General features: G+C 68.1%; 18 protein-coding genes and 1 tRNA gene. 15 read left to right on the top strand and 4 right to left on the bottom strand.

All coding sequences use genetic code 11. From position 1 onward, the window contains the following. Window positions 1-43 precede the first annotated feature (43 nt). Window positions 44-367, top strand: a complete 324-nt coding sequence (locus ACAM57_RS04150) for a hypothetical protein (RefSeq protein ID WP_369660795.1) — start codon at window positions 44-46, stop codon at window positions 365-367. A gap of 217 nt (window positions 368-584) precedes the next feature. Here the strand turns inward: ACAM57_RS04150 and ACAM57_RS04155 are convergent, their stop codons facing one another. From ACAM57_RS04155 to ACAM57_RS04165, 3 genes are all read right to left on the bottom strand, one after another. Then, on the bottom strand, window positions 585-3632 hold the full coding sequence (locus ACAM57_RS04155; RefSeq protein WP_369660796.1) for a hypothetical protein: 3048 nt from the start codon (window positions 3630-3632) through the stop codon (window positions 585-587). Window positions 3633-3866: 234 nt separating this feature from the next. Beyond that, window positions 3867-5531 carry a methyl-accepting chemotaxis protein gene (locus tag ACAM57_RS04160; RefSeq protein WP_369660797.1) on the bottom strand — a complete coding sequence of 555 codons (1665 nt, stop codon included), beginning with the start codon at window positions 5529-5531 and terminating at the stop codon, window positions 3867-3869. A 122-nt stretch (window positions 5532-5653) separates the two neighbouring features. Further along, window positions 5654-5728, bottom strand: a tRNA-Arg gene (locus tag ACAM57_RS04165). Window positions 5729-5981: 253 nt separating this feature from the next. Between ACAM57_RS04165 and ACAM57_RS04170 the strand changes: the two genes are divergently transcribed. The 4 genes from ACAM57_RS04170 (at window position 5982) to ACAM57_RS04185 (ending at window position 10060) form a co-directional block, all read left to right on the top strand. After that, window positions 5982-7013 (top strand): tripartite tricarboxylate transporter substrate binding protein, encoded by a 1032-nt coding sequence (locus tag ACAM57_RS04170; protein ID WP_126023605.1) that lies wholly within the window; start codon window positions 5982-5984, stop codon window positions 7011-7013. A gap of 108 nt (window positions 7014-7121) precedes the next feature. Next, window positions 7122-7643, top strand: coding sequence for a tripartite tricarboxylate transporter TctB family protein (locus ACAM57_RS04175; protein WP_126023604.1), 522 nt, complete (start codon window positions 7122-7124; stop codon window positions 7641-7643). Between the two features lie 31 nt (window positions 7644-7674). Further along, window positions 7675-9207, top strand: coding sequence for a tripartite tricarboxylate transporter permease (locus ACAM57_RS04180; protein WP_126023603.1), 1533 nt, complete (start codon window positions 7675-7677; stop codon window positions 9205-9207). A 16-nt stretch (window positions 9208-9223) separates the two neighbouring features. Further along, entirely contained in the window at window positions 9224-10060 is an 837-nt protein-coding gene (locus ACAM57_RS04185; protein ID WP_184640801.1) for a cytidylate kinase family protein, read from the top strand. Between the two features lie 69 nt (window positions 10061-10129). On the opposite strand, the gene ACAM57_RS04190 is transcribed toward ACAM57_RS04185, so the two are convergent. Further along, on the bottom strand, window positions 10130-10738 hold the full coding sequence (locus ACAM57_RS04190) for a Crp/Fnr family transcriptional regulator (RefSeq protein WP_126023601.1): 609 nt from the start codon (window positions 10736-10738) through the stop codon (window positions 10130-10132). Window positions 10739-10889: 151 nt separating this feature from the next. Between ACAM57_RS04190 and oxc the strand changes: the two genes are divergently transcribed. From oxc to pyk, 10 genes are all read left to right on the top strand, one after another. Further along, complete coding sequence (gene oxc / locus ACAM57_RS04195) at window positions 10890-12719, top strand: oxalyl-CoA decarboxylase (protein ID WP_126023600.1); 1830 nt, start codon at window positions 10890-10892, stop codon at window positions 12717-12719. Between the two features lie 33 nt (window positions 12720-12752). Next, the gene (frc, locus tag ACAM57_RS04200) at window positions 12753-14024 is read left to right on the top strand and encodes a formyl-CoA transferase (RefSeq protein ID WP_184640800.1); all 1272 of its coding nucleotides are present in this window, start codon (window positions 12753-12755) and stop codon (window positions 14022-14024) included. A 158-nt stretch (window positions 14025-14182) separates the two neighbouring features. Continuing rightward, the gene (locus ACAM57_RS04205) at window positions 14183-14629 is read left to right on the top strand and encodes a PAS domain S-box protein (RefSeq protein WP_126023598.1); all 447 of its coding nucleotides are present in this window, start codon (window positions 14183-14185) and stop codon (window positions 14627-14629) included. After that, window positions 14626-15873, top strand: a complete 1248-nt coding sequence (gene frc, locus ACAM57_RS04210) for a formyl-CoA transferase (RefSeq protein ID WP_126023597.1) — start codon at window positions 14626-14628, stop codon at window positions 15871-15873. Before ACAM57_RS04205 ends, frc (ACAM57_RS04210) begins: the two co-directional genes overlap by 4 nt. Before the next feature lie 276 nt (window positions 15874-16149). Then, window positions 16150-16467 carry a hypothetical protein gene (locus tag ACAM57_RS04215; RefSeq protein ID WP_369660798.1) on the top strand — a complete coding sequence of 106 codons (318 nt, stop codon included), beginning with the start codon at window positions 16150-16152 and terminating at the stop codon, window positions 16465-16467. A gap of 32 nt (window positions 16468-16499) precedes the next feature. Beyond that, window positions 16500-17678, top strand: coding sequence for an ADP-forming succinate--CoA ligase subunit beta (gene sucC, locus ACAM57_RS04220; protein WP_369660799.1), 1179 nt, complete (start codon window positions 16500-16502; stop codon window positions 17676-17678). Window positions 17679-17718: 40 nt separating this feature from the next. Next, window positions 17719-18618, top strand: coding sequence for a succinate--CoA ligase subunit alpha (sucD, locus tag ACAM57_RS04225; RefSeq protein ID WP_369660800.1), 900 nt, complete (start codon window positions 17719-17721; stop codon window positions 18616-18618). 54 nt (window positions 18619-18672) lie between these two features. Next, complete coding sequence (locus ACAM57_RS04230) at window positions 18673-19452, top strand: fumarylacetoacetate hydrolase family protein (RefSeq protein WP_369660801.1); 780 nt, start codon at window positions 18673-18675, stop codon at window positions 19450-19452. Window positions 19453-19501: 49 nt separating this feature from the next. Then, entirely contained in the window at window positions 19502-20515 is a 1014-nt protein-coding gene (locus tag ACAM57_RS04235; RefSeq protein ID WP_369660802.1) for a 2-dehydropantoate 2-reductase, read from the top strand. 154 nt (window positions 20516-20669) lie between these two features. Next, window positions 20670-22088, top strand: coding sequence for a pyruvate kinase (pyk, locus tag ACAM57_RS04240; RefSeq protein WP_369660803.1), 1419 nt, complete (start codon window positions 20670-20672; stop codon window positions 22086-22088). Window positions 22089-22090: the final 2 nt, after the last annotated feature.

Below are 22090 nucleotides of genomic sequence, written 5' to 3' on the forward strand. Positions count from 1 at the left end.
CCGGCCATAACATCGGCGTTCGTCAAACCGGAGCGGCACACACATGGGGCGCACTCGCATCTTCTTCCTGGGCATCGCCATTGCCACGGCCGCATGCGCGGCGTCCGCCCAGACGCGCAAGCCGCTTCCGCCCGGCGTGGCGGGCGTGATGCGCATCGACGCCGGCACCGACTACGTGTTTCTCGACCGCCCCACCACCGTCGGCGGCGCCTGCAAGGGATGGAAGGCGGTATCGATACAGGCGCCGGGACCGGCGGGCTCGGGCACCACCAACCTCATGTGCTGGAAGGAGTCGAACGGCCAGCTGCTGACGGCGACCGAGCAGAAGGTGACGCCGCAGGTCGCGCCGATGAGCCTGATCCGCTGAGGAGCAGCGGCGTTCACGCACGCCCCCCCAAAAAAAAGCGCCCCTCGAGGGAGCGCTTAACGACGCACGGATGCGTCGTGAGGAGGAACCGGGATCCACGGAACCTCCACATTGACTCTGCGCAGCGCCCGCCCATGCGGGACATTGCAAGGCAAGTGCGTGAGCGCCTGCCTACATCGGCACCCCGGGGCCGGCAGCGGGCGAGCGGGTGGCAGGCTCAGCCCAGCAGGCCGTGCAGGATGTTGGTGACCGGGTTCACCACGTGACTCACCGTCTGCTCGACCTGGCTGGTGATCGGCGCGACGACTTCGCCCACGCCGGAGGCCGCTGCACCGGCCGCGCCTTCGGCCACGTGGGCCACTGTCTCGGCCACCGGCGCCACGGTGCCGGAAGTGCCGGCCAGGATGTCGGTCGCCGGCGCCGCCGCGCTGGAGGCCGCATGCGCCGCCGGAGCAGCCGCTTCGCTGGTCGCCGACTGCAGCACGTTGGCCACCGGGCCGTCGTCGCCGCCGAGCGAGCCGAGCAGGCGGCCGACCAGGCCGTCTGCGCCCAGCACGCTGCCGACCAGGCCTTCGTCGCCGAGCAGGTTGTTCACGATGCCGTCTTCGCCGAGCACGCCACCCAGCAGGCCGCCGGTGCCGCCGCCGCCGGTCACTCCGCCGAGCAGGCCGCCGACGAGGCCATCTTCACCGAGGAGACCTCCGACCAGGCCGCCGGCATCGCCGTTGGTGACGCCGCCGAGCAGGCCGCCGACGAGGCCGTCTTCACCGAGGAGACCACCGACCAAGCCACCGGCATCGCCGTTGGTGACGCCGCCGAGCAGGCCGCCGACGAGGCCGTCTTCACCGAGGAGGCCACCGACCAGGCCACCGGCATCGCCGTTGGTGACGCCGCCGAGCAGGCCGCCGACGAGACCGTCTTCGCTGAGCACGCCGCCCAGCAGGCCGCCGTCGCCCAGCACGCCGCCGAGCAGGCCACCGTCGCCGCCGAGTACGCCGCCCAGCAGGCCGCCGTCGCCCAGCACGCCGCCGAGGAGGCCGCCATCGCCACCGAGTACGCCGCCCAGCAGGCCGTCGTCGCCCAGCACGCCGCCGAGGAGGCCGCCGTCGCTACCGAGCACGCCGCCCAGCAGGCCGCCATCACCCAGCACGCCGCCGAGCAGGCCACCATCGCCACCGAGCAGACCGCCCAGCGGGCCATCGGCACCGAGGAGGCCGTCGTCGCCAAGAACCCCGCCCAGCAGGCCGTCTCCACCGAGGAGGCCGCCGATCAGGCCGTTGTCGCCCAGCACGCCGCTGAGCAGGCCGTCTTCGCCGCCGAGCAAGCCGCCGAGGGGTGTTGCGCCAAGCAGTCCGCCGGCCACGCCGTCGGGACCGAGCAGGCTGTCGACCAGCCCGTCGCCGCCCAGCAAGCCGCCGGTGAGGCCCTCGCTGCCGAGCAGGCCGGCGAGCGAGCCGTCGCCGCCGAGTACGCCTCCGAGCAGGCCGTCGTCGCCGCTCAGCAGGCCACCCAGAAGGCCGTCGTCACCCAGCACGCCGCCGAGCAGGCCGCCATCGCCACCGAGCACGCCGCCCAGCAGGCCGTCGTCACCCAGCACGCCACCGAGCAGGCCGCCATCGCCACCGAGTACGCCGCCCAGCAGGCCGTCGTCACCCAGCACGCCACCGAGCAGGCCGCCATCGCCACCGAGTACGCCGCCCAGCAGGCCGTCGTCACCCAGCACGCCACCGAGCAGGCCGCCATCGCCACCGAGCACACCGCCCAGCAGGCCGTCGTCGCCCAGCACGCCACCGAGCAGGCCGCCATCGCCACCGAGTACGCCGCCCAGCAGCCCGCCAAGCAAGCCGCCATCGCCAAGCAGCTGCCCGACCAATCCGTCTTCGCCGAGCACGCTGCCCACGAGGCTGCCTTCGCCGAGCAGGCCGTCGAGCACCTGGCTGACCACGCCTTCGTCGCCGACGATCTGGTCGACGAGGCCGTCGATGCCCAGGCCGGTGGTTACGCCGCCGAGCAGTCCGTCGCCACCGAGCACGTTGTCGAGGATGTTGCCGAGCGCGTCGGTCAGGTAGTCGACCTGGCCGTTCAGCGAGCCGATGAGCGCGCCGGTGAGGCCGGCGCCCAGCAGGCCGTCGACCACGGGTGTGAGCACGCCGCCGAGGTCGGCGGTGATGCCGTCGACAGTGTCGTCCAGCGGGTCGAAGGCGTTCGGATCGTCGGGCCTGAATTCGTTGCCCGCGATGGGCGAGAGCACGTCGTCCACGAGGTCGGTGAGGCCGTCGACCGTGGGCATCAGCGACGAGAGCGTGGGCGCGGAGCTCGTGACCGCGGCACTGCGCGCGGCGGCGGCCGTACCGCCGCCTCCGCCGAGGCCGAGCAGGTTGTCGAGGGCTCCGACAAGATGGTCGGCGGCGCCGTCGCCTGGGTCGAGCAGGTGGTCGGCGTCGGCGTCGGCGTCGGCGTCGGCGTCGGCGTCGGCATCCGAGTCGGCGTCTGCATCGGAGTCCGCGTCCGAATCGGCATCGGCGTCCGAATCGGCATCGGCGTCCGAATCGGCGTCGGCGTCAGCGTCGGCATCCGCATCGGCGTCCGCATCCGAGTCGCCGTCCGCATCCGCGTCGGCATCGGCGTCCGCGTCTGCATCCGCATCGCTTTCGCCGATGCCCGGAACGAAGAAGGGGACCGCGCCGTCGCTGCCCCCGCCGCCGCCCAGTGCCGCCGCGAGCCCGGCGGCGCCCAGCGCGCCGAGCGCGAATTCGCCCAGCCCGATGCCGCTGCCGGCAGCGGTCTTCTTGCTCACCGCGAGCGCGGCGGCTTCGGCGTCGCTGTCGGGCGCGGTCACTTCCAGGTCGCCGGAGGCCACGTCCACGTTCACCTGCTCCAGGCCGCTCGCGAGCTTGGTCGAGCTGATGGTGGCGTCCGTGCCGCCCGTGAACACGCCGGCCAGGGGTGCCTTGTTGGTGGCCGATCCGGGAAATAGAACGTTGGCATGGCCGTCCTGCGGAACGATCACGCGGTCGCCGGCCATCAGCGTCTGGTTGCCGGACACCGGGATCGCCACGCCGTCGCGCATGACGACCGTGCCGGGCGTCGCATTCGACAGCGACCCGATGCCGGCCGGCGCCGCAGCCGGTGTTGCCGAGGCGGCGGCGGCCGCCCCCATGGGAGCGACCGGCCGGACCGTCGCCTGCGCGAGGATCACCGGCGTGGCGGCACTGCTGTCGGCGCCTCCGGCGATCGAAGAAATCGTTGTGTTGGCATCCGCCATGGCAGCCTCCTCGGTAGTGGGAGTGGCTGACGGGGCAACTTGTGTGCCGCTTTTTTGCGCAGGCGCCGGCGTGGGGCAAGGTGCGCGCAAACTGTTGATTTACATGGAGATTTTTGCCGGAGCCACGTCGCGATGAAAGCGCCGGGCGGACGCACTTCGGCACTTGTTACGTAGCGCTGTTACCTTGTCAGTACGTAACGAAGGCCGGGGCGCAAGCAGCTGCCCTGCCGCTGATCAGGCCGCGGGCCGCAGCCGCGGCGACACCGGGATGTCGCGGGAGAAGTCGCGGCGCGGTGCCGAGGGCAGTGCGTCGCGCGGTACGTCGCCGGGCAGCACGAACTGGCTGATGAGCGTGTCCAGGTTGCGGGCCTGGTCGCGCAGGCTTTCCGATACGGCGGCCGACTCCTCGACCATGGCCGCGTTCTTCTGCGTCATTTCGTCCAGCCGGGCGACGGCGGCGTCGATCTGGGCGATGTCCTGCACCTGCGACTGCGTCGCCATCGTGATGGCGCCGACCGTGTCGGCGACCTGGCCGATGGAAGCGACGATGCGCCCCATCGTGCGGCCAGCGTCGTCGGCGAGCGCGGTGCCCGACTCGATGCGCTGCACCGAGTTCTCGATCAGGCTCTTGATCTCGCGGGCAGCCGCGGCCGATCGCGTGGCCAGCTGCCGCACCTCAGACGCGACCACCGCGAAGCCGCGTCCCGCGTCGCCGGCCCGCGCAGCCTCGACCGCGGCATTGAGCGCCAGGATGTTCGTCTGGAAGGCGATGGCGTCGATCACGCCGGTTATGTCGGCCACCCTGTGCGACTCGCGCCGGATGTCCTGCATGGTGCTCACCACCTGGGACACCGCCTCGCCGCCCTGCGCTGCGACCGTGGCGGCGGCCCCGGCCATGCGTTCGGCCTCGCCGGCGGCCGTGCTCGATTGCTGCGCGTTGTGCATGACCTGCCCGAGCGCCGCCGCCGTCTGCTGCAGGCTGGCCGCGGCGCCTTCGGTGCGTGCCGAGAGTTCCGAGTTGCCGTGCGCGATCTCGGCGGCCGCTATGCGCACGTTCTGCACCGACTCGCGCACGCGCTGCACCAGTTCGCGCAGCGCGCCCTGCATGGCGCCCAGCGCCTGCAGCATCTGGCCCGCCTCGTCGCGGGAGTGGCCCTCGATGTCCTGGCGCAGGTCGAGGGTGGCCACGCGTCCGGCTGTGTCGCTCGCGAGCCTGATCGGCCTGCCGATGCTGCGCATCAGCCCCAGCGCCAGCACACCGCCCAGCAGCAGCGCGGCCACGCTGAACAGCACCAGCGCAATGCGCGCCGAGGCGCTCAGCTCGGCGACGTGCTCGCCTGCCACGTCGATGGCCAGCCGCTGCGATTGCGCGAGCCTGGAAACGGCGGCCAGCAGCGCGGCCGAACTGGGCTGGAAGCGCTGCGCGTACACGTTGCGGATGCGCTCGGTGAGGCCCGAGTCGCGCGCGGCGATCAGTTCCTTGACGGCGCCCGCGAAGTCCCTGGCGGCGGCGTCGGCCTGCGCGAGCAATGCGCGGTCGGCCTCGTCGTGCAGTCGCTGGTCGAGCTGTTTGATCAGTTCGTCGTAACTGGCGGCGGTTGCGCGGATGTCCGCCGCAAGAATCTCGCCGACCTCGGGTTCGGAGCTCAGCGCCATCGCCTTGTAGCGCTCGGCATTGATCGCCTGCAGGCGGTAGGCGTCGGCCACGATGCGCTCCGACACGCCGCGCTGCTGGATGGCCTCGCGCGTGGCCTCGTCGACCTTGGCGAGCGAACGGATGCCGATGCCGGAGCCCGCGAGGGTCAGCAGCAGGACGGCCGAGAAGGTGAACAGGAGGCGGCGACCGAGGATGTTGCGGGAGCCGGAGGAGGGGAGGAGAAGGTGGGCGTCTGATGTCACGCGCGGATTAGACCGAGGGCGTGTGACTGGTCGTTGACCCGGACCCGCGTGTGGGCGGGGCTTGCGCCGGGCCTGCCTGGGGTGTTGAAAAGCCGTTGCGATTCAACGACTTGGCGATCTGGTGGTGCCTTCGACAGGAATCGAACCTGTATCTGAGTCTTAGGAGGACCCCGTTCTATCCATTGAACTACGAAGACCGGATGGGGATGCACGAAGCGGCGAGCCGCGGTGCGCCCGCGATTTTATAGGGTTCGCGATGACAGTCCCGGCCGGGGCTGCGCCCGGCCCCTCGCGCATCGCCAGCGCGGGCTTACCCCGATACGAAATCTGCAAAAAGTTGACCGCGATCAAGCCGCCTCGAATCTCTGGCGCGCACCATCGTGCCCGTTCGCATCTCTGCTCAGATTCAAGAACAAAAAAGAGCGAAATCACTACACAGGAGACAACCTGATGAAGAAGATCGCCTTGAATGTTCTGAGCCGCGCGACCGCCGTTCTTGCCACGACCACCGCCGCGATGGCGCTGGCGACCGGTGCCGCGCCTGCCTTCGCATGGGAACCCACCAAGCCGGTGGAGTTCGTGATTCCCGCCGGCACCGGCGGGGGCGCCGACCAGATGGGACGGCTGCTGCAGGGCATCGTCATCAAATACAAGCTGATGAAGGAGCCGCTGATCGTCGTCAACAAGTCCGGCGGCGCGGGCGCCGAGGGCTTCCTGGCGGTGAAGGAGGCAAAGGGCGATCCGCACAAGATCGTCATCTCGCTGTCGAACCTGTTCACCACGCCGATGGCCACGGGCGTGCCCTTCAACTGGAAGGACATGACGCCGGTCGCGATGCTGGCGCTCGACCAGTTCGTGCTGTGGACCAACGCCTCCGAGCCCTACAAGAGCGCGGGCGAGTACGTCGCGGCGGTGAAGACCGCGGGGCCGAACAAGTTCAAGATGGCCGGCACCGGCTCGAAGCAGGAAGACCAGATCATCACGGTCGCGCTCGAGAAGGCCACCGGCACCAAATTCATCTACGTGCCGTTCAAGGGCGGCGGCGAGGTGGCGGTGCAGCTGGTGGGCGGGCACGTGCAGTCGACGGTGAACAACCCGATCGAGGCGGTGGCGCAATGGCGCGCGGGCAAGCTGCGCGCGCTGTGCGTGTTCGACGACGAGCGCATGCCCTTCAAGGCCAAGGTCACCGACACACAGTCGTGGAACGACATCCCCACCTGCAAGGAAGCGGGCGTGCCGACCAGGTACACGATGCTGCGCGGCATCTTCATGCCGCCGGGCGTCACCCCCGACCAGCTCGCCTTCTACAAGGACCTGCTGACCAAGGTGGCGGCCACGCCGGAGTGGAAGGAGTACATGGAGAAGGGCGCCTTCAACCCGACCTTCATGACCGGCGACGCCTTCGCGAAGTGGCTCGCCGAGGCCGAGACCACGCACCGCACGCTGATGTCCGACGCGGGCTTCCTCGCGAGCAACAAGTAGGCGGGCAGACCGCCGACGACCGACTGCCGCGCCCCGCGGCAGCGGGCGCGTGCGCCGCGAGCGCACGCCGCATTCCTTCTTTTTTCAAACAACCACGATGGGGGCTCCATGGAGCACGACGAATCATCCGGGGGCCCGGCGCGCACGGGCATCTCCACCCACCTCGTAGAAGCGGCGGTGGCCGTGGCGCTGCTGGTCATCGGCCTGGTGGTGGTCTTCGAGGCGCGCAAGCTCGGCGCCGGCTGGACCACCGACGGCCCCGGCGCGGGCTACTTCCCGTTCTTCATCGGCGTGATCATCACGATCTCGGGCGCCGGCATCCTCTACCAGTCGCTGCTGGGCAAGAACCGCAACACCGCGGTCTTCGTCGACTCGGTGCAGCTCAGGCGCGTGCTGTCGGTGCTCGTGCCGGCCACGGTCTACGTGCTGGCGATTTCCTTCCTCGGCATCTACGTGGCGTCGGCGATCTACATCGCGCTCTTCATGATGGTGCTGGGCAAGTACGCGTGGTTCAAGAGCGTGTTCGCCGCGCTGGCCGTGAACGCGCTCTTCTTCTGCATGTTCGAGGTCTGGTTCAAGGTGCCGCTGTTCAAGGGCGCGCTCGATCCGCTTCGGTTCCTCGGCTACTGACTGAACCCCACACTCACGGAGCACAAGCGAAATGGAAGAAATCAGTGCCCTGATGCAGGGCTTCTACGTGATCCTCTCGCCGATGAACATCGGCCTGATGTTTCTCGGCATCATCCTCGGTGTGCTGATCGGCGTGCTGCCGGGGCTCGGCGGCGCGAACGGCGTGGCGATCCTGCTGCCGCTCACCTTCACGATGTCGCCGACCTCGGCCATCATCATGCTGTCGTGCATCTACTGGGGAGCGCTCTTCGGCGGGGCCATCACCTCGATCCTGTTCAACATACCGGGCGAGCCATGGTCGGTGGCCACCACCTTCGACGGCTACCCGATGGCGCAGAACGGGCAGGCGGGCGCGGCGCTCACCACCGCGTTCACGTCCTCCTTCGTGGGCGCGTTCCTCGCGGTGGTGATGATCACCTTCCTCGCGCCGCTGGTCGCCAAGTTCGCGCTCAAGTTCGGCTCGCCCGAGTTCTTCGCGGTGTACCTGCTGACCTTCTGCAGTTTCGTGGGCATGGGCAAGGGCTCGCCCTTCAAGATCCTCGCGTCGATGGCGCTGGGCTTCGCGCTCGCCAGCGTGGGCATGGACACCGTCACCGGCCAGCTGCGCCTGACCTTCGGCCAGCCCGAGCTGATGCGCGGCTTCGACTTCCTGATCGCGGTGATCGGCCTGTTCGGTATCGGCGAGATCCTGCTGTCGATGGAAGAGGGCCTGAAGTTCTCCGGCAAGAGCGCCAAGATCGATCCGAAGGTGGTGTGGCAGACGTGGAAGCAGCTGCCCAGGTACTGGATGACCTCCATCCGCAGCTCGCTCATCGGCATCTGGATGGGCATCACGCCCGGCGGTGCCACGCCGGCTTCCTTCATGGCCTACGGCCTCGCCAAGAAGATGTCGAAGAAGGGCGCGAAGTTCGGCACCGGCGAGACCGAGGGCGTGGTCGCGCCCGAGACCGCCGCGCACGCCGCCGGCACCAGCGCGCTGCTGCCGATGCTGGCGCTGGGCATTCCCGGCTCGCCCACCGCCGCGGTGCTGCTGGGCGGCCTGCTGATCTGGGGCCTGCAGCCCGGGCCGCTGCTCTTCGTGGAGCAGAAGGACTTCGTCTGGGGCCTCATCGCCAGCATGTACCTCGGCAACATCGTCGGGCTGATCGTGGTGCTGAGCACCGTGCCGCTCTTCGCATCGATCCTGCGCATTCCGTTCTCGATCATCGCGCCGGTGATCATCGTGATCTGCGCCATCGGCGCCTACACCGTGCACAACGCGATGCTCGACATCTGGTTCATGCTCGGCTTCGGCGTGCTGGGCTATCTCTTCAAGAAGCTGGACTTCCCGCTCGCGCCGCTGGTGCTGGCGCTGGTGCTCGGCGACAAGGCGGAAGACTCCTTCCGCCAGGCCATGCTGGTGTCGCAGGGCGACGTGATGGTGATGTTCTCCAACCCGCTGGTGGGCACCATCACCACGCTGGCGCTGGTGCTGCTGTTCTGGCCGCTGATCTCCAAGGCGCTGGCCTTCGTCAGGAAGCCGAAGAAGGCCGACGAGTTCGCCGTCGAACGGCCGGTGGATTGACGAAGGAGGCCAGCACATGCCAGTGATCGCACTGACCCAGGAGATGGGTTCCCTCGCGAAGGATGTTTCGCTGAAACTCGCCGAGACGCTGGGCCTCGCCGTGATGCGCCACGAGGTCATCGAGCACGTCGCGGACCGCATGCAGGTCTCTACCAGCCTCATCGGCCGGCTGCGCAGCGGCAAGGCAGGCCTGGTGGAGCGCCTCACCACCGACCGGCGCAGCGTGGCGCTCTACACCGCCGAAGAACTCTTCGCGCTGGCCGACCGCGGCAACGTGGTGCTGCGCGGCTGGGGCGCCACCTGCCTGCTGCGGCCGGTGCCGCACGTGGTGTGCGTGCGCATCACGCGCTCGATGAAGAAGCGCGTCGAATGGCTGATGGGCGACCTCGAGACCGACGACGCCGAGTTCGCCGAAGCCGAGATCCGCCGCAGCGACCAGGCGCACGCCGCCCGCATGCACGCGCAGTTCGGCGTGACCTGGGGCGACCCGGTGCTCTACGACCTGGTGCTCAACACCGACCGCCTTTCTGTCGAGAGTTGCGTCGAGCAGATCCGGCTGATGGTGAACCGCCCCGAGTTCGCCGAAACACCGGCCTCGCGTGCGCTGCTCGCCAACATGGCGCTGGAGGCGCGCGTGCGCGCGGCGCTGAAGGAGCACGAGGCGACGCGGGACATCAACGTGACGATCACCGCGAATCATGGCGAACTGCTGCTGCGCGGAATCGTGCTGAATTCCGACGAGCGGGCGCAGGCCGAGGCTGTCGCGGCTGAGGTCTCGGGCGTGAGCGGCGTGCACAACCAGCTGAGGCTGATGGCCAGCACGCGGCGCTTTGCTTCGGCGAAGCAGACCTGAGCGCCGGGCTCTGTATTCGGTCTTGCTCCCTCTCCCGTGTGCGGGAGAGGGACCAATGCCAAGACAGACTCAGATCTTTCCGCGCTTCCTCAACCGGCTAAGGGTTTCCGCCGAGAGATTCAGATACGAAGCCAGTTCCTTGCTCGGAATCCGGTCTTCCAGCTCCGGGTGCTTGCGCATGAAGCGGTGCACGCGCCCGGCGGCGTCGAGCAGGTGCAGCGTGATCGTGTGCGCCATGATCTCGCTCATGCCGCGCATCACGAGGAACTCGAACAGTTCCTTGGTCTCGGGATGCCTGTTCAGAAAGGCGATCCACTCCTTCAGCGGCAGGCTCGCCACCCGCGCCTTGGTCACGCAGACGATGCCGTAGGGCGTGGGCGTGCCCAGCCGCAGCGCAGCGTAGCTCGTCTCCATGTCGTTCTCGTCGGCGAAGCGAAGGATCATTTCCTTGCCCTCCGGGTTGCTCACCACCCGCTTGAGGATGCCGTCGAGGATGAAGTACTGCTCCATCTCCCGCACGCCCTGGTGCAGCAGGAACTCGCCCTTGTTGCCGTCCACGATGACCAGGTGTGCCTCGAGCTCCGCGCGGTCGGCTTCGCTCAGGTCCTTGAGAAGCACGTTCTGCCGCAGCTGGGCGCGAATGATGTTCTTCTCCGGATGGTTTTCCAACGTCGTCATGGTCACCGTCTTGCTCGATTTCGCTGCCGGCGCCGGTCATCGGGGCCGTCGCCGTTTTCGGGAAAGTTGACCGAGGTCAACGGCCGAAAGTTTGGCCCGAATCATAGTCGCGGCTCGGGCCTCGGCCATTCACCCATGCAGAAGGAGAGACATGTCTTCAGTCAGAACAGAGAAAGAGGCGACCACCACGCTGAGCGAAGCCCTCAAGTCCGCGAAAACCCGTGACGCCGACGGCGACGCGGTGGTGCGCGCGCTCAAGAGCGTGACGGAAGACAACGCGCCCGAGGGCGAGACCATCGACGGCTTCCACCTCGTCATCGATGCCCTCAAGCTCAATGGCATCGACACCATCTTCGGCCTGCCCGGCATCCCGATCACCGACCTCACGCGCATGGCCCAGGCCGAAGGGCTGCGCGTGATCTCCTTCCGCCACGAGCAGCACGCCGGCAACGCGGCGGCGGCCGCCGGTTTCCTCACGCAGAAGCCCGGCATCTGCCTGACTGTGTCGGCGCCGGGCTTCCTCAACGGCCTGACCGCGCTTGCCAACGCCACCACCAACTGCTTCCCGATGATCCTCATCAGCGGCTCCAGCGAGCGCGAGATCGTCGACCTGCAGCAGGGCGACTACGAGGAGATGGACCAGCTGGCCATCGCCAAGCCGCTGTGCAAGGCCGCCTTCCGCGTGCTGCACGCGCAGGACATCGGCGTGGGCATCGCGCGCGCCATCCGCGCCGCGCTCTCGGGCCGTCCGGGCGGCGTCTACCTCGACCTGCCGGCCAAGCTCTTCGCGCAGACCATGGAAGCGGCCGCCGGCAAGGCCTCGCTCATCAAGGTGGTGGACGCCGCGCCGCGCCAGATCCCCGCTGCCGACGCGGTGAACCGCGCCCTCGAGCTGCTCAAGGGCGCCAAGCGTCCGCTGATTCTGCTCGGCAAGGGTGCCGCCTACGCGCAGGCCGACGCCGACATCCGCGCGCTGGTCGAGAAGACGGGTATTCCCTACCTGCCGATGTCCATGGCCAAGGGCCTGCTGCCTGACACGCACGCGCAGTCGGCATCGGCCGCGCGCTCCTACGTGCTGCAGGAAGCCGACGTGGTGGTGCTGATCGGCGCGCGCCTGAACTGGCTGCTCTCGCACGGCAAGGGCAAGACCTGGGCGCAGGAGAAGGGCGCCAAGCGATTCATCCAGATCGACATCGCCCCGACCGAGATCGACAGCAACGTCGCCATCGAGGCGCCGGTGATCGGCGACATCGGCTCCTGCGTGGCGGCACTGCTGGCCGGCATCGACGCGAAGTGGGCCAGGCCGCCGGCCGAGTGGACCGGCGCGATCGCCGAGCGCAAGGACAAGAACCTGTCGAAGATGGCCGCCACGCTGGCCGCGCGGCCCTCGCCGATGAACTTCCACAGCGCGCTGAGCGTGATCCGCGACCAGGTGAAGGCGCGGCCCGACGCCATCGTCGTCAACGAGGGCGCCAACACGCTGGACTTCGCGCGCAGCATCGTCGACATGTACGAGCCGCGCAAGCGCCTGGACGTGGGCACGTGGGGAATCATGGGCATCGGCATGGGCTTCTCCGTGGCCGCGGCCGTGGTCACGGGCAAGCCGGTGATCGCCATCGAGGGCGACAGCGCCTTCGGCTTCAGCGGCATGGAGGTGGAAACCATCTGCCGCTACAACCTGCCGGTCTGCGTGATCGTCTTCAACAACAACGGCGTCTACCGCGGCACCGACGTGAACCCCAGCGGCACGAGCGACGTGGCGCCCACCGTGTTCGTCAAGAACGCACGCTACGACAAGCTGATGGAAGCCTTCGGCGGCGTGGGCGTGAACGCCACCACCGCCGACGAGCTGCAGAAGGCCCTGGCCGAGGCCGTCGCCTCGGGCCGCCCGACCCTCATCAACGCCGTCATCGACGAGACGGCGGGCACCGAGAGCGGCCGCATCACGAGCCTGAACCCCGCCACGGCGAAGAAGAAGTAACCCGCGTTCCGTTTCATTCAAGGAGATATCCCAATGAGCAACAAGCCCCTCAACGGCATCAAGATCATCGACTTCACGCACGTGCAGGCCGGTCCCGCATGCACGCAGATGCTGGCCTGGTTCGGCGCCGACGTGATCAAGGTGGAGCGTCCCGGCGCGGGCGACGTGACGCGCTCGCAGCTGCGCGACATCCCCGACGTCGACGCGCTCTACTTCACCATGCTCAACAGCAACAAGCGTTCGATCACGCTGGACACGAAGAAGCCCGAGGGCAAGGCCGTGCTGGAGAAGCTGATCCGCGAATCCGACGTGCTGGTGGAAAACTTCGGCCCTGGCGCGCTCGACCGCATGGGCTTCACCTGGGAGCGCATCCAGGAGCTGAACCCCAAGATGATCGTCGCTTCGGTCAAGGGCTTCAGCGAAGGCCACCACTACGAGGACCTGAAGGTGTACGAGAACGTGGCGCAGTGCGCCGGCGGCGCGGCATCCACCACCGGCTGGTGGAAGGGCGGCAATTCCGTGCCGACGATCTCGGCGGCCGCGCTGGGCGACTCCAACACCGGCATGCACCTGGCCATCGGCATCCTGACGGCCATCATCGGCCGCCAGCAGACCGGCAAGGGCCAGAAGGTGGCCTGCTCGATGCAGGACGCCGTGCTCAACCTGTGCCGCGTGAAGATGCGCGACCAGCAGCGCCTGGACAGCGTGGGCTACCTCGAGGAATACCCGCAGTACCCGCACGAGATGGGTGCGTTCGCCGACAAGGTCGTGCCGCGCGGCGGCAACGCCGGCGGCGGCGGCCAGCCCGGCTGGATCCTGAAGTGCAAGGGCTGGCAGACCGACCCCAACGCCTACATCTACTTCACGGTGCAGGGCCACGCCTGGGAGCCGATCTGCGAGGCGCTGGGCAAGCCCGAGTGGAAGACCGACCCCGACTACATGACGGCCAAGGCCCGCCAGCCGCACATCGAGCAGATCTTCGCCACCATCGAGGACTTCATCAAGGACAAGACCAAGTTCGAGGCGGTGGACATCTTCCGCAAGTACGACATTCCGTGCGCCCCGGTGCTCTCGATGAAGGAACTGCTGCACGACGAGTCGCTGCGCAAGAGCGGCTCGATCGTCGAAGTCCCGCACAAGGAGCGCGGCAGCTACTGGACCATCGGCAGCCCGATCAAGTTCTCTGACCTCAAGCCCGAAGTCACCGCGTCGCCCCTGCTGGGCGAGCACACCGACGAAGTGCTGGCGGAGCTCGGCTACAGCCAGGATCAGATCGCCGGCCTGCACGCCGCCAAGGCGGTGTAGAAGCCCACCCCCAGGCTTGCCCACTTCGTGTGGCAGCGCCAACCCCCTCCAGGGGGCGACACCTGCGGCCCGGCGGAGCCGGTTCCGCGGTGTCCCTGGAACTGGGGGAGGCTGCTGCGGGAGCCTGGCCTGGATTGAACGAAGCGCCGGAGGTTCACATGCAAGCGAATGTCGATTTCAAGCAGCTCGTCGAAGGCGCCGGCGATGCGATCATGGTGTGCGACGCGCAGGGCGCGATCACGCTGTGGAACCGCGCCGCCGAACGCATCTTCGGCTTCAGCGAGGCCGAGGCACTCGGCCAGTCTCTCGACCTGATCATTCCGCAGAGGCAGCGCCAGCGGCACTGGGACGGCTACCACAAGACCATGGAAACCGGCGTCACCAAGTACGGCGCCGACCTGCTGCGCGTTCCCGCGCTGCACAAGGACGGTCGCACCCTTTCGATCGCCTTCACGGTTTCGATGCTGTTCTCCGCCGATCACCAAGTCACGGGCATCGTCGCCATCGTGCGCGACGAGACAGCCCGCTTCGCCGAGGAGCGCAAACTCCGCGCCCGTCTGGTAGAAGTCGAAGCCACGATGATCAGAGAAGGAGACAGTCAATGAGCCAAGCACTCGAGGGCGTGCGCATCCTCGACTTCACCCACGTGCAGTCGGGCCCCACCTGCACCCAGCTTCTGGCCTGGTTCGGCGCCGACGTGATCAAGGTCGAGCGCGCCGGCGAAGGCGACGCCACGCGCGGCCAGCTGCGCGACATTCCCGGCGCGGACAGCCTCTACTTCACGATGCTGAACCACAACAAGCGCTCGATCACGCTGGATACCAAGAACCCCAAGGGCAAGGAGGTTCTCGACAGCCTCATCAAGACCTGCGACGTGCTGGTCGAGAACTTCGCGCCCGGCGCGCTCGACCGCATGGGCATCACCTGGGCCCACATCCAGAAGCTCAACCCGCGCATGATCGTCGCTTCGGTCAAGGGCTTCGGCCCCGGCAAGTACGAGCACTGCAAGGTCTACGAGAACGTGGCCCAGTGCGCGGGCGGCGCGGCCTCCACCACCGGCTTCGAGGACGGCCCGCCGCTGGTGACCGGCGCGCAGATCGGCGACAGCGGCACCGGGCTGCACCTCGCGCTGGGCATCCTCGCGGCGCTCTTCCAGCGCAACAGCACCGGGCGTGGCCAGCAGGTGCTCGCGCCGATGCAGGACGCGGTGCTCAACCTGTGCCGCGTGAAGATGCGCGACCAGCAGCGGCTGGAGCGCACCGGCACCATGCACGAGTACCCGCAGTACCCCGACGGCAAGTTCGGCGACGCAGTGCCGCGCGCGGGCAACGCATCGGGCGGCGGCCAGCCCGGCTCCATCCTCAAGTGCAAGGGCTGGGAGACCGACCCCAACGCCTACATCTACTTCATCACGCAGGCGGCGGTGTGGCCGGCGGTGTGCAAGGTGATCGGCGAGGAAGGCTGGATCACCGACGAGGCCTACGCCACGCCGGCGGCGCGATTGCTGCACCTGAAGCCGATCTTCGCGCGCATCGAGCAGTGGACCATGACCAAGACCAAGTTCGAGGCCATGGACATCCTCAACGAGTACGACATTCCGTGCGGACCGATCCTCTCGATGAAGGAGATCGCCGCGGACGAGTCGCTGCGCGAGACCGGCACCATCGTCGAGGTCGACCATCCGGTGCGCGGCAAGTACCTGACGGTGGGCAACCCCATCAAGATGTCCGACAGCCCGACGGTGGTGACGCGCTCGCCGCTGCTCGGCGAACACACCGAGGAAGTGCTCAGGCAGCTCGGTTACGACGCGGACGCCCTGGCGACCCTGCGGGCCGAACGCGTGATCTGAGGCCCGGCGGCGCGGGCCGCCGCCTCTTGCCGTTTTCCTTTTTTCCTGGCGCGCTGCCTGTTCGCGGGCAGCGCGGAGGGCGCCTGCGCGCCCGGATTCGAATCAATTGCCGGTTGTCGATCTGGCTGGAATTTCGGAATTTCGATCCATAACCTGCAATGAATGGTTTTTATAAATTCATTTGATTTTTATTTATCGTCCATCGCTTCTACATTTTGAACTCGCCGGAATTGCCCGTCTTATTCATCGATCCGGCATTCATTCAAGGAGAAGATCATGGAAAACCAGTCACCCATCCAATACTGGCGCGACGAGATCGAGCGCAATGCCTACAACGCCGCCTTCTTCGAGCTGGGGCTGCGCTGGCACTGGGACGGCGAGACCTATGACCGCCTGATGGGCCTGGGCGAGGACGCCAATACGCGCATCGGCCATTACCTGAAGACCGAGCAGCCGCATTTGCTGAAGGCCTACGACGCCGAATTCCTCGCCGTGGCCATCGAGCAGAAGAAGGAAATCCACCGCAAGCGCGAAATGGCTTCGTCGAGCTATTTCAATTGGGCTGAAAGCCACGGCGTCGAGCTGGGCGCCTGAATTTCAATTAACGATTCCGTGCAATTGCGGCCATGAACATCCACGAATACCAGGGCAAGGAAGTGCTGCGCCAATACGGCGTGGCAACGCCTCGCGGCTTCGTCTGCCGCTCGCCCGACGAGGCCGCCGAAGCCGCCAGCCGCATCGGTGGGCGCGCCTGGGTGGTCAAGGCGCAGATCCACGCGGGCGGCCGCGGCAAGGGCGGCGGCGTGAAGCCGGCCTGGTCGGTGGACGAGGTGCGGCGCCACGCCGGCCAGATGCTCGGCATGACGCTGCAGACGCCGCAGACCGGCCCCGAGGGCCGCGTGGTGAAGCAACTGCTGGTGGAAGAAAGCGTGGAGATCGACAAGGAGCTCTACCTGGGCTTCGTGGTCGACCGCAACTCGCAGCGCGTGGCGCTGATGGCTTCGAGCGAAGGCGGCATGGACATCGAGGAAGTGGCCGCGCGCACGCCCGAGAAGATCCACCGGCTCTTCATCGACCCCGTCAACGGCCTCGGCGTGGCCGAGGCGGACGGCATCGCGCGACGCATCGGCATTGCCGACCGCGCGGTGGTGCAGGCGCGCGTGCTGATGCAGAACCTCTGGCAGGCCTTCGACGGCAGCGACGCCTCGCTGGCCGAGATCAACCCGCTGGTGCTCACCCGCGACGGCCGCGTGATCGCACTCGACGCCAAGTTCGACTTCGACGACAACGCGCTCTTCCGCCAGCCCGACATCGTCGCGATGCGCGACCTCGACGAGGAAGACCCGGTGGAGATCGAGGCCTCGGACGCCGGGCTCTCGTACATCGCGCTCGACGGCGACATCGGCTGCCTGGTCAACGGTGCGGGCCTCGCGATGGCGACGATGGACGCCATCAAGCTCTACGGCGGCGAGCCCGCCAACTTCCTCGACGTGGGCGGCGGCGCGACGGCCGACAAGGTGGCCGAGGCCGTGCGGCTGATGCTGCGCAACCCGAGGCTCAAGGCCGTGCTGGTCAACATCTTCGGCGGGATCATGAAGTGCGACGTGATCGCGCACGGCGTGGTCGACGCGGTGCGCGAGACCGGCCTCAAGGTGCCGCTGATCGTGCGCATGAAAGGCACCAACGAGGACCTGGGCCGGACCATCCTCGCGCAGTCGGGCCTGTCGATCATCAACGCCGACGACATGGCCGAGGCCGCGCAGCGCGCCATCGGCGCGGCCAGCAACTGGGAGCGCCCGCGATGAACCGCTCCTGTTTCCAGCAACAGCCGATGGAGATTGCCGCATGTCCATCCTGATCGACAAGCACACCCGCGTCATCACGCAGGGCATCACCGGCAGGACGGGCCAGTTCCACACCCAGGCCTGCCTCGAATACGGCAACGGCAGGCACTGCTTCGTGGCGGGCGTGAATCCGATGAAGGGCGGCCAGTCGATGGCGGGCATCCCGATCTTCGGCACGGTGAAGGAAGCCAAGGCCGAGACCGGCGCGACGGTCTCGGTGATCTACGTGCCGCCGGCCTTCGCGGCCGCCGCCATCGATGAGGCCGTCGATGCCGAGCTCGACCTCGTCATCTGCATCACCGAGGGCATTCCGGTGCGCGACATGATCCGCACGCGCCACCGCATGCAGGGCCGCAAGACGCTGCTGCTGGGGCCCAACTGCCCGGGGCTCATCACGCCCGGCGAGATCAAGATCGGCATCATGCCCGGCCACATCCACCAGCGCGGGCGCATCGGCGTCGTCTCGCGCTCCGGCACGCTGACCTACGAGGCCGCGAGCCAGCTGGCGAGCTTCGGCATCGGGCAGTCGACGGTGGTGGGCATCGGCGCCGACCCGGTCGGCGGGCTGCGGCACATCGACGTGCTGAAGATGTTCAACGACGACCCGCGCACCGACGCCGTGATCATGGTCGGCGAGATCGGCGGCGACGCCGAGGAGCAATGCGCGCGCTGGATACGCGACCACATGACCAAGCCCGTGGTCGGCTTCATCGCCGGCGCCAGCGCACCGCCCGGCAAGCGCATGGGCCATGCGGGCGCCATCGTCTCCGGAGGCCGCGGCACGGCGCAGGAAAAGCTCGCGGTGATGAAGGAGTGCGGCATCCACGTCACGCGCAATCCGGCGGACATGGGAAAGCTGCTCGCCTCGCTCGTGGTGCCCGACTACCTCCCGTTCGACTGATCGATCGAACGGCGGCGGACCCGAATCCTCAACATCCAGAAAGACGACAACAACATGGAACAGCAGCAGATGAAGAAATGGGTCCGCTTCGAGCACGCGGGTGGCATCGGCTTCGGCACGCTCGAGGGCGACGCGGTGCACGAGCGGCAGGGCGACATGTTCGGCAGCTCCGAGCCCACGGGCCGCGTGTTCGCGCTCGCAGGGCTGCAGCTGCTCACGCCCACCGAGCCGACCAAGGTGATCGCGCTGTGGAACAACTTCCACGCGCTGGGCGCCAAGCTGAGCCTGCCGGTGCCGGCCGAGCCGCTGTACCTGCTGAAGACGCCCAACTCGTACCTCGCGCCCGGCGCGCCCATCCGCAAGCCGCTGTGCGACGGCAAGGTGGTGTTCGAGGGCGAGCTCGGCATTGTCATCGGCAAGACCGCCACCGCCGTCTCCGAAGCCGACGCGCTCGACCACGTGTTCGGTTACACCTGCGCCAACGACGTCACCGTGGCCGACATCCTCAACCGCGACGCGTCCTTCGCGCAGTGGGTGCGCGCCAAGGGCTTCGACACCTTCTGCCCCATGGGCCCGGTGGTGGCCACCGGCCTCGATCCCGCCACGCTCACCGTGACCACCACGCTCAACGGCGAGCAGCGCCAGAACTACCCGATCAGCGACATGCGCTTTTCGGTGCAGCAGCTCGTGAGCCTCATCTCGCAGGACATGACGCTGCATCGCGGCGACGTGATCCTCTGCGGCACCTCGATCGGCGTCGGCTCCATGAAGCCCGGCAGCCTCGTCGAGATCGAGATCGGCGGCATCGGAAAGCTCAGCAACCGCTTCGGCTGAACGCAGCCGAAGGGTCGCGCAAGGAATTCAACTCTTGGGGATCGACGACATGAAGATTGCAATCATCGGCGCAGGCGCCATCGGCGGACTGGTCGGCGCGAAACTCGCGCTGGCCAGCGAGGACGTCACGTTCATCGTGCGGGGCGCCAACCTCGAAGCCATAGGCCGCAACGGCATCAGGCTGGTCTCGGCCGAAGGCGAGGAACAGGTGGCGCGCAACGTGAAGGCCACCGACCGCTACGACGAGGCGGGCCCGCAGGACATCGTGGTGCTCGCGATGAAGGCCCACCAGGTCGAGGCCGTGGCCAACGACGTGCCGAAGCTCTTCGGGCCGGACACGGTGGTCGTGACCATGCAGAACGGCATCCCGTACTGGTATTTCCACAAGCATGGCGGCACGCTCGAAGGCACGCCGGTGCGCAGCGTCGACCCATCGGGAACGCTCGCGGCGAAGATCCCGGCGCAGCGGGTGATCGGCTGCGTGGTGTATCCGGCCTCGGAGCTCATCGCGCCCGGCGTGGTCAGGCACATCGAGGGCGACCGCTTTCCGGTGGGCGAGCTCGACGGCTCGGCCAGCGAGCGCGTCGAGCGCGTGTCGGCCTGCTTCACCGGCGCGGGTTTCAAGGCTCCGGTGCTCGACAACATCCGCGCCGAGATCTGGCTCAAGCTGTGGGGCAACCTCACCTTCAACCCGATCAGCAGCCTCGCGCATTCCACGCTCGTGGACATCTGCCAGTACCCGCCTTCGCGCGAGCTCGCCGCGGCAATGATGCGCGAGGCCCAGGCCGTCGCGCACAAGCTCGGCATCGAGTTCCGCGTGACGCTGGAGAAGCGCATCGCGGGCGCGGAGAAGGTCGGCAAGCACAAGACCTCGATGCTGCAGGACGTGGAAGCGGGCCGCGCGCCCGAGATCGACGCGCTGGTCGGCGCCGTGGTCGAGCTGGCACGGCTCACCGAGACGCCGACGCCGCACATCGACACCGTCTACAGCCTTGTGAAGCTGCTCGCGCGCACCATGGAAGACCAGCGTGGCCGGGTGAAGCTCGACGAGATCGCGGCATGAGCGGACGGTGTTTCTCCCTCTCCCCTCGGGGAGAGGGCAGGGGTGAGGGTGACGGCCCTCGCACAAGCCCTGCCTCGACCAGCGCCGCCAGCCCTCACCCCAACCCTCTCCCCGAGGGGAGAGGAAGCCATGCCCTCGGTACCGGAGGCGTTCGATGAGACGCACGCGCAGCGCCAAGATCGTCGCAACCCTCGGCCCGGCCACCACCGACGAGCAGGCCATCCGCGCGCTGTTCGGGCGCGGCGTGGACGTTTTCCGGCTCAACCTGAGCCACGGCACGCAGCACGACCATGCGCGCCGCATCGAGACCATCCGCCGGCTCGAGAAGGAGTACGGCCGGCCCATCGGCATCCTGCTCGACCTGCAGGGGCCCAAGCTGCGCCTGGGCACCTTCGAGGGCGGGCGGGCGTATCTCGACGCGGGCGCGCGCTTCCGCCTCGACATGAGCCAGGCCAGCGGCAATGCACGCCGCGCGCCGCTGCCTCATCCCGAAATCTTCGCCGCGCTGCACAACGGCACCGAGCTGCTGCTCGACGACGGCAAGCTGCGCCTGCGCGTGGACAGCCATGGCCCCGACTTCGCCGAGACCACGGTGCTGGTCGGCGGGGACATCTCCGACCGCAAGGGCGTCAACGTGCCCAGCGTGCTGCTGCCGATCTCGCCGCTCACGCCCAAGGACCGCGACGACCTGGCCTTCGGCCTCTCGATGGGCGTGGACTGGGTCGCGCTCTCCTTCGTGCAGCGGCCCGAGGACATCGAGGAGGCGCGCGCCATCATCGGCTCGCGCGCCTGGATCATGGCCAAGCTGGAGAAGCCCGCTGCCATCGAGCACCTGGATGCCATCGTCGCACTGTGCGACGGCATCATGGTCGCGCGCGGCGACCTCGGCGTGGAGCTGCCGCCCGAGCAGGTGCCGGAGCTTCAGCGGCTGATCGTGCGTTCGTGCCGCAAGCGCGGAAAGCCCGTGGTGGTGGCGACGCAGATGCTCGAATCGATGATCGTCTCGCCGGTGCCCACGCGCGCCGAAGTGTCGGACGTTGCGACCGCTGTGTACGACGGCGTCGACGCGGTGATGCTCTCGGCCGAATCGGCCTCGGGCAAATATCCATTGGAGGCGGTCGCGATGATGGACCGCATCATCGCGCGCGTGGAGGCCGATCCGTCGTACCGCACGGGCATCGACGCCACGCACGATGCTGCGCTTTCCACCACGGCCGACGCGGTGTGCGCCTCGATGCGCCAGGTGGCCTCGCTGCTCGCGCCGGCCGCCACCGTGACCTACACGTCGTCGGGCTTCACGAGCCTGCGCGCGGCGCGCGAGCGCCCGGCGGTGCCCATCCTGAGCCTCACGCCCGACGTGGCCGCCGCGCGTCGCATGGCGATGGTCTGGGGCGTGCACGCGGTGCTGGTCGACGACGTGCACGACGTGGCGGAGATGATCGACTGCGCCTGCCGCACGGCTCGCAGCGAGGGCTTCGCGAAGGAGGGGGACGACGTGGTGGTGGTGGCGGGCCTGCCCTTCGGGCAGTCGGGCACCACCAACCTGCTGCACGTCGCCCGAATACCGCGCTGAGC

The organism is Variovorax sp. V15 (genome assembly GCF_041154425.1).
Classification (GTDB): Bacteria; Pseudomonadota; Gammaproteobacteria; order Burkholderiales; family Burkholderiaceae_C; genus Variovorax; species Variovorax guangxiensis.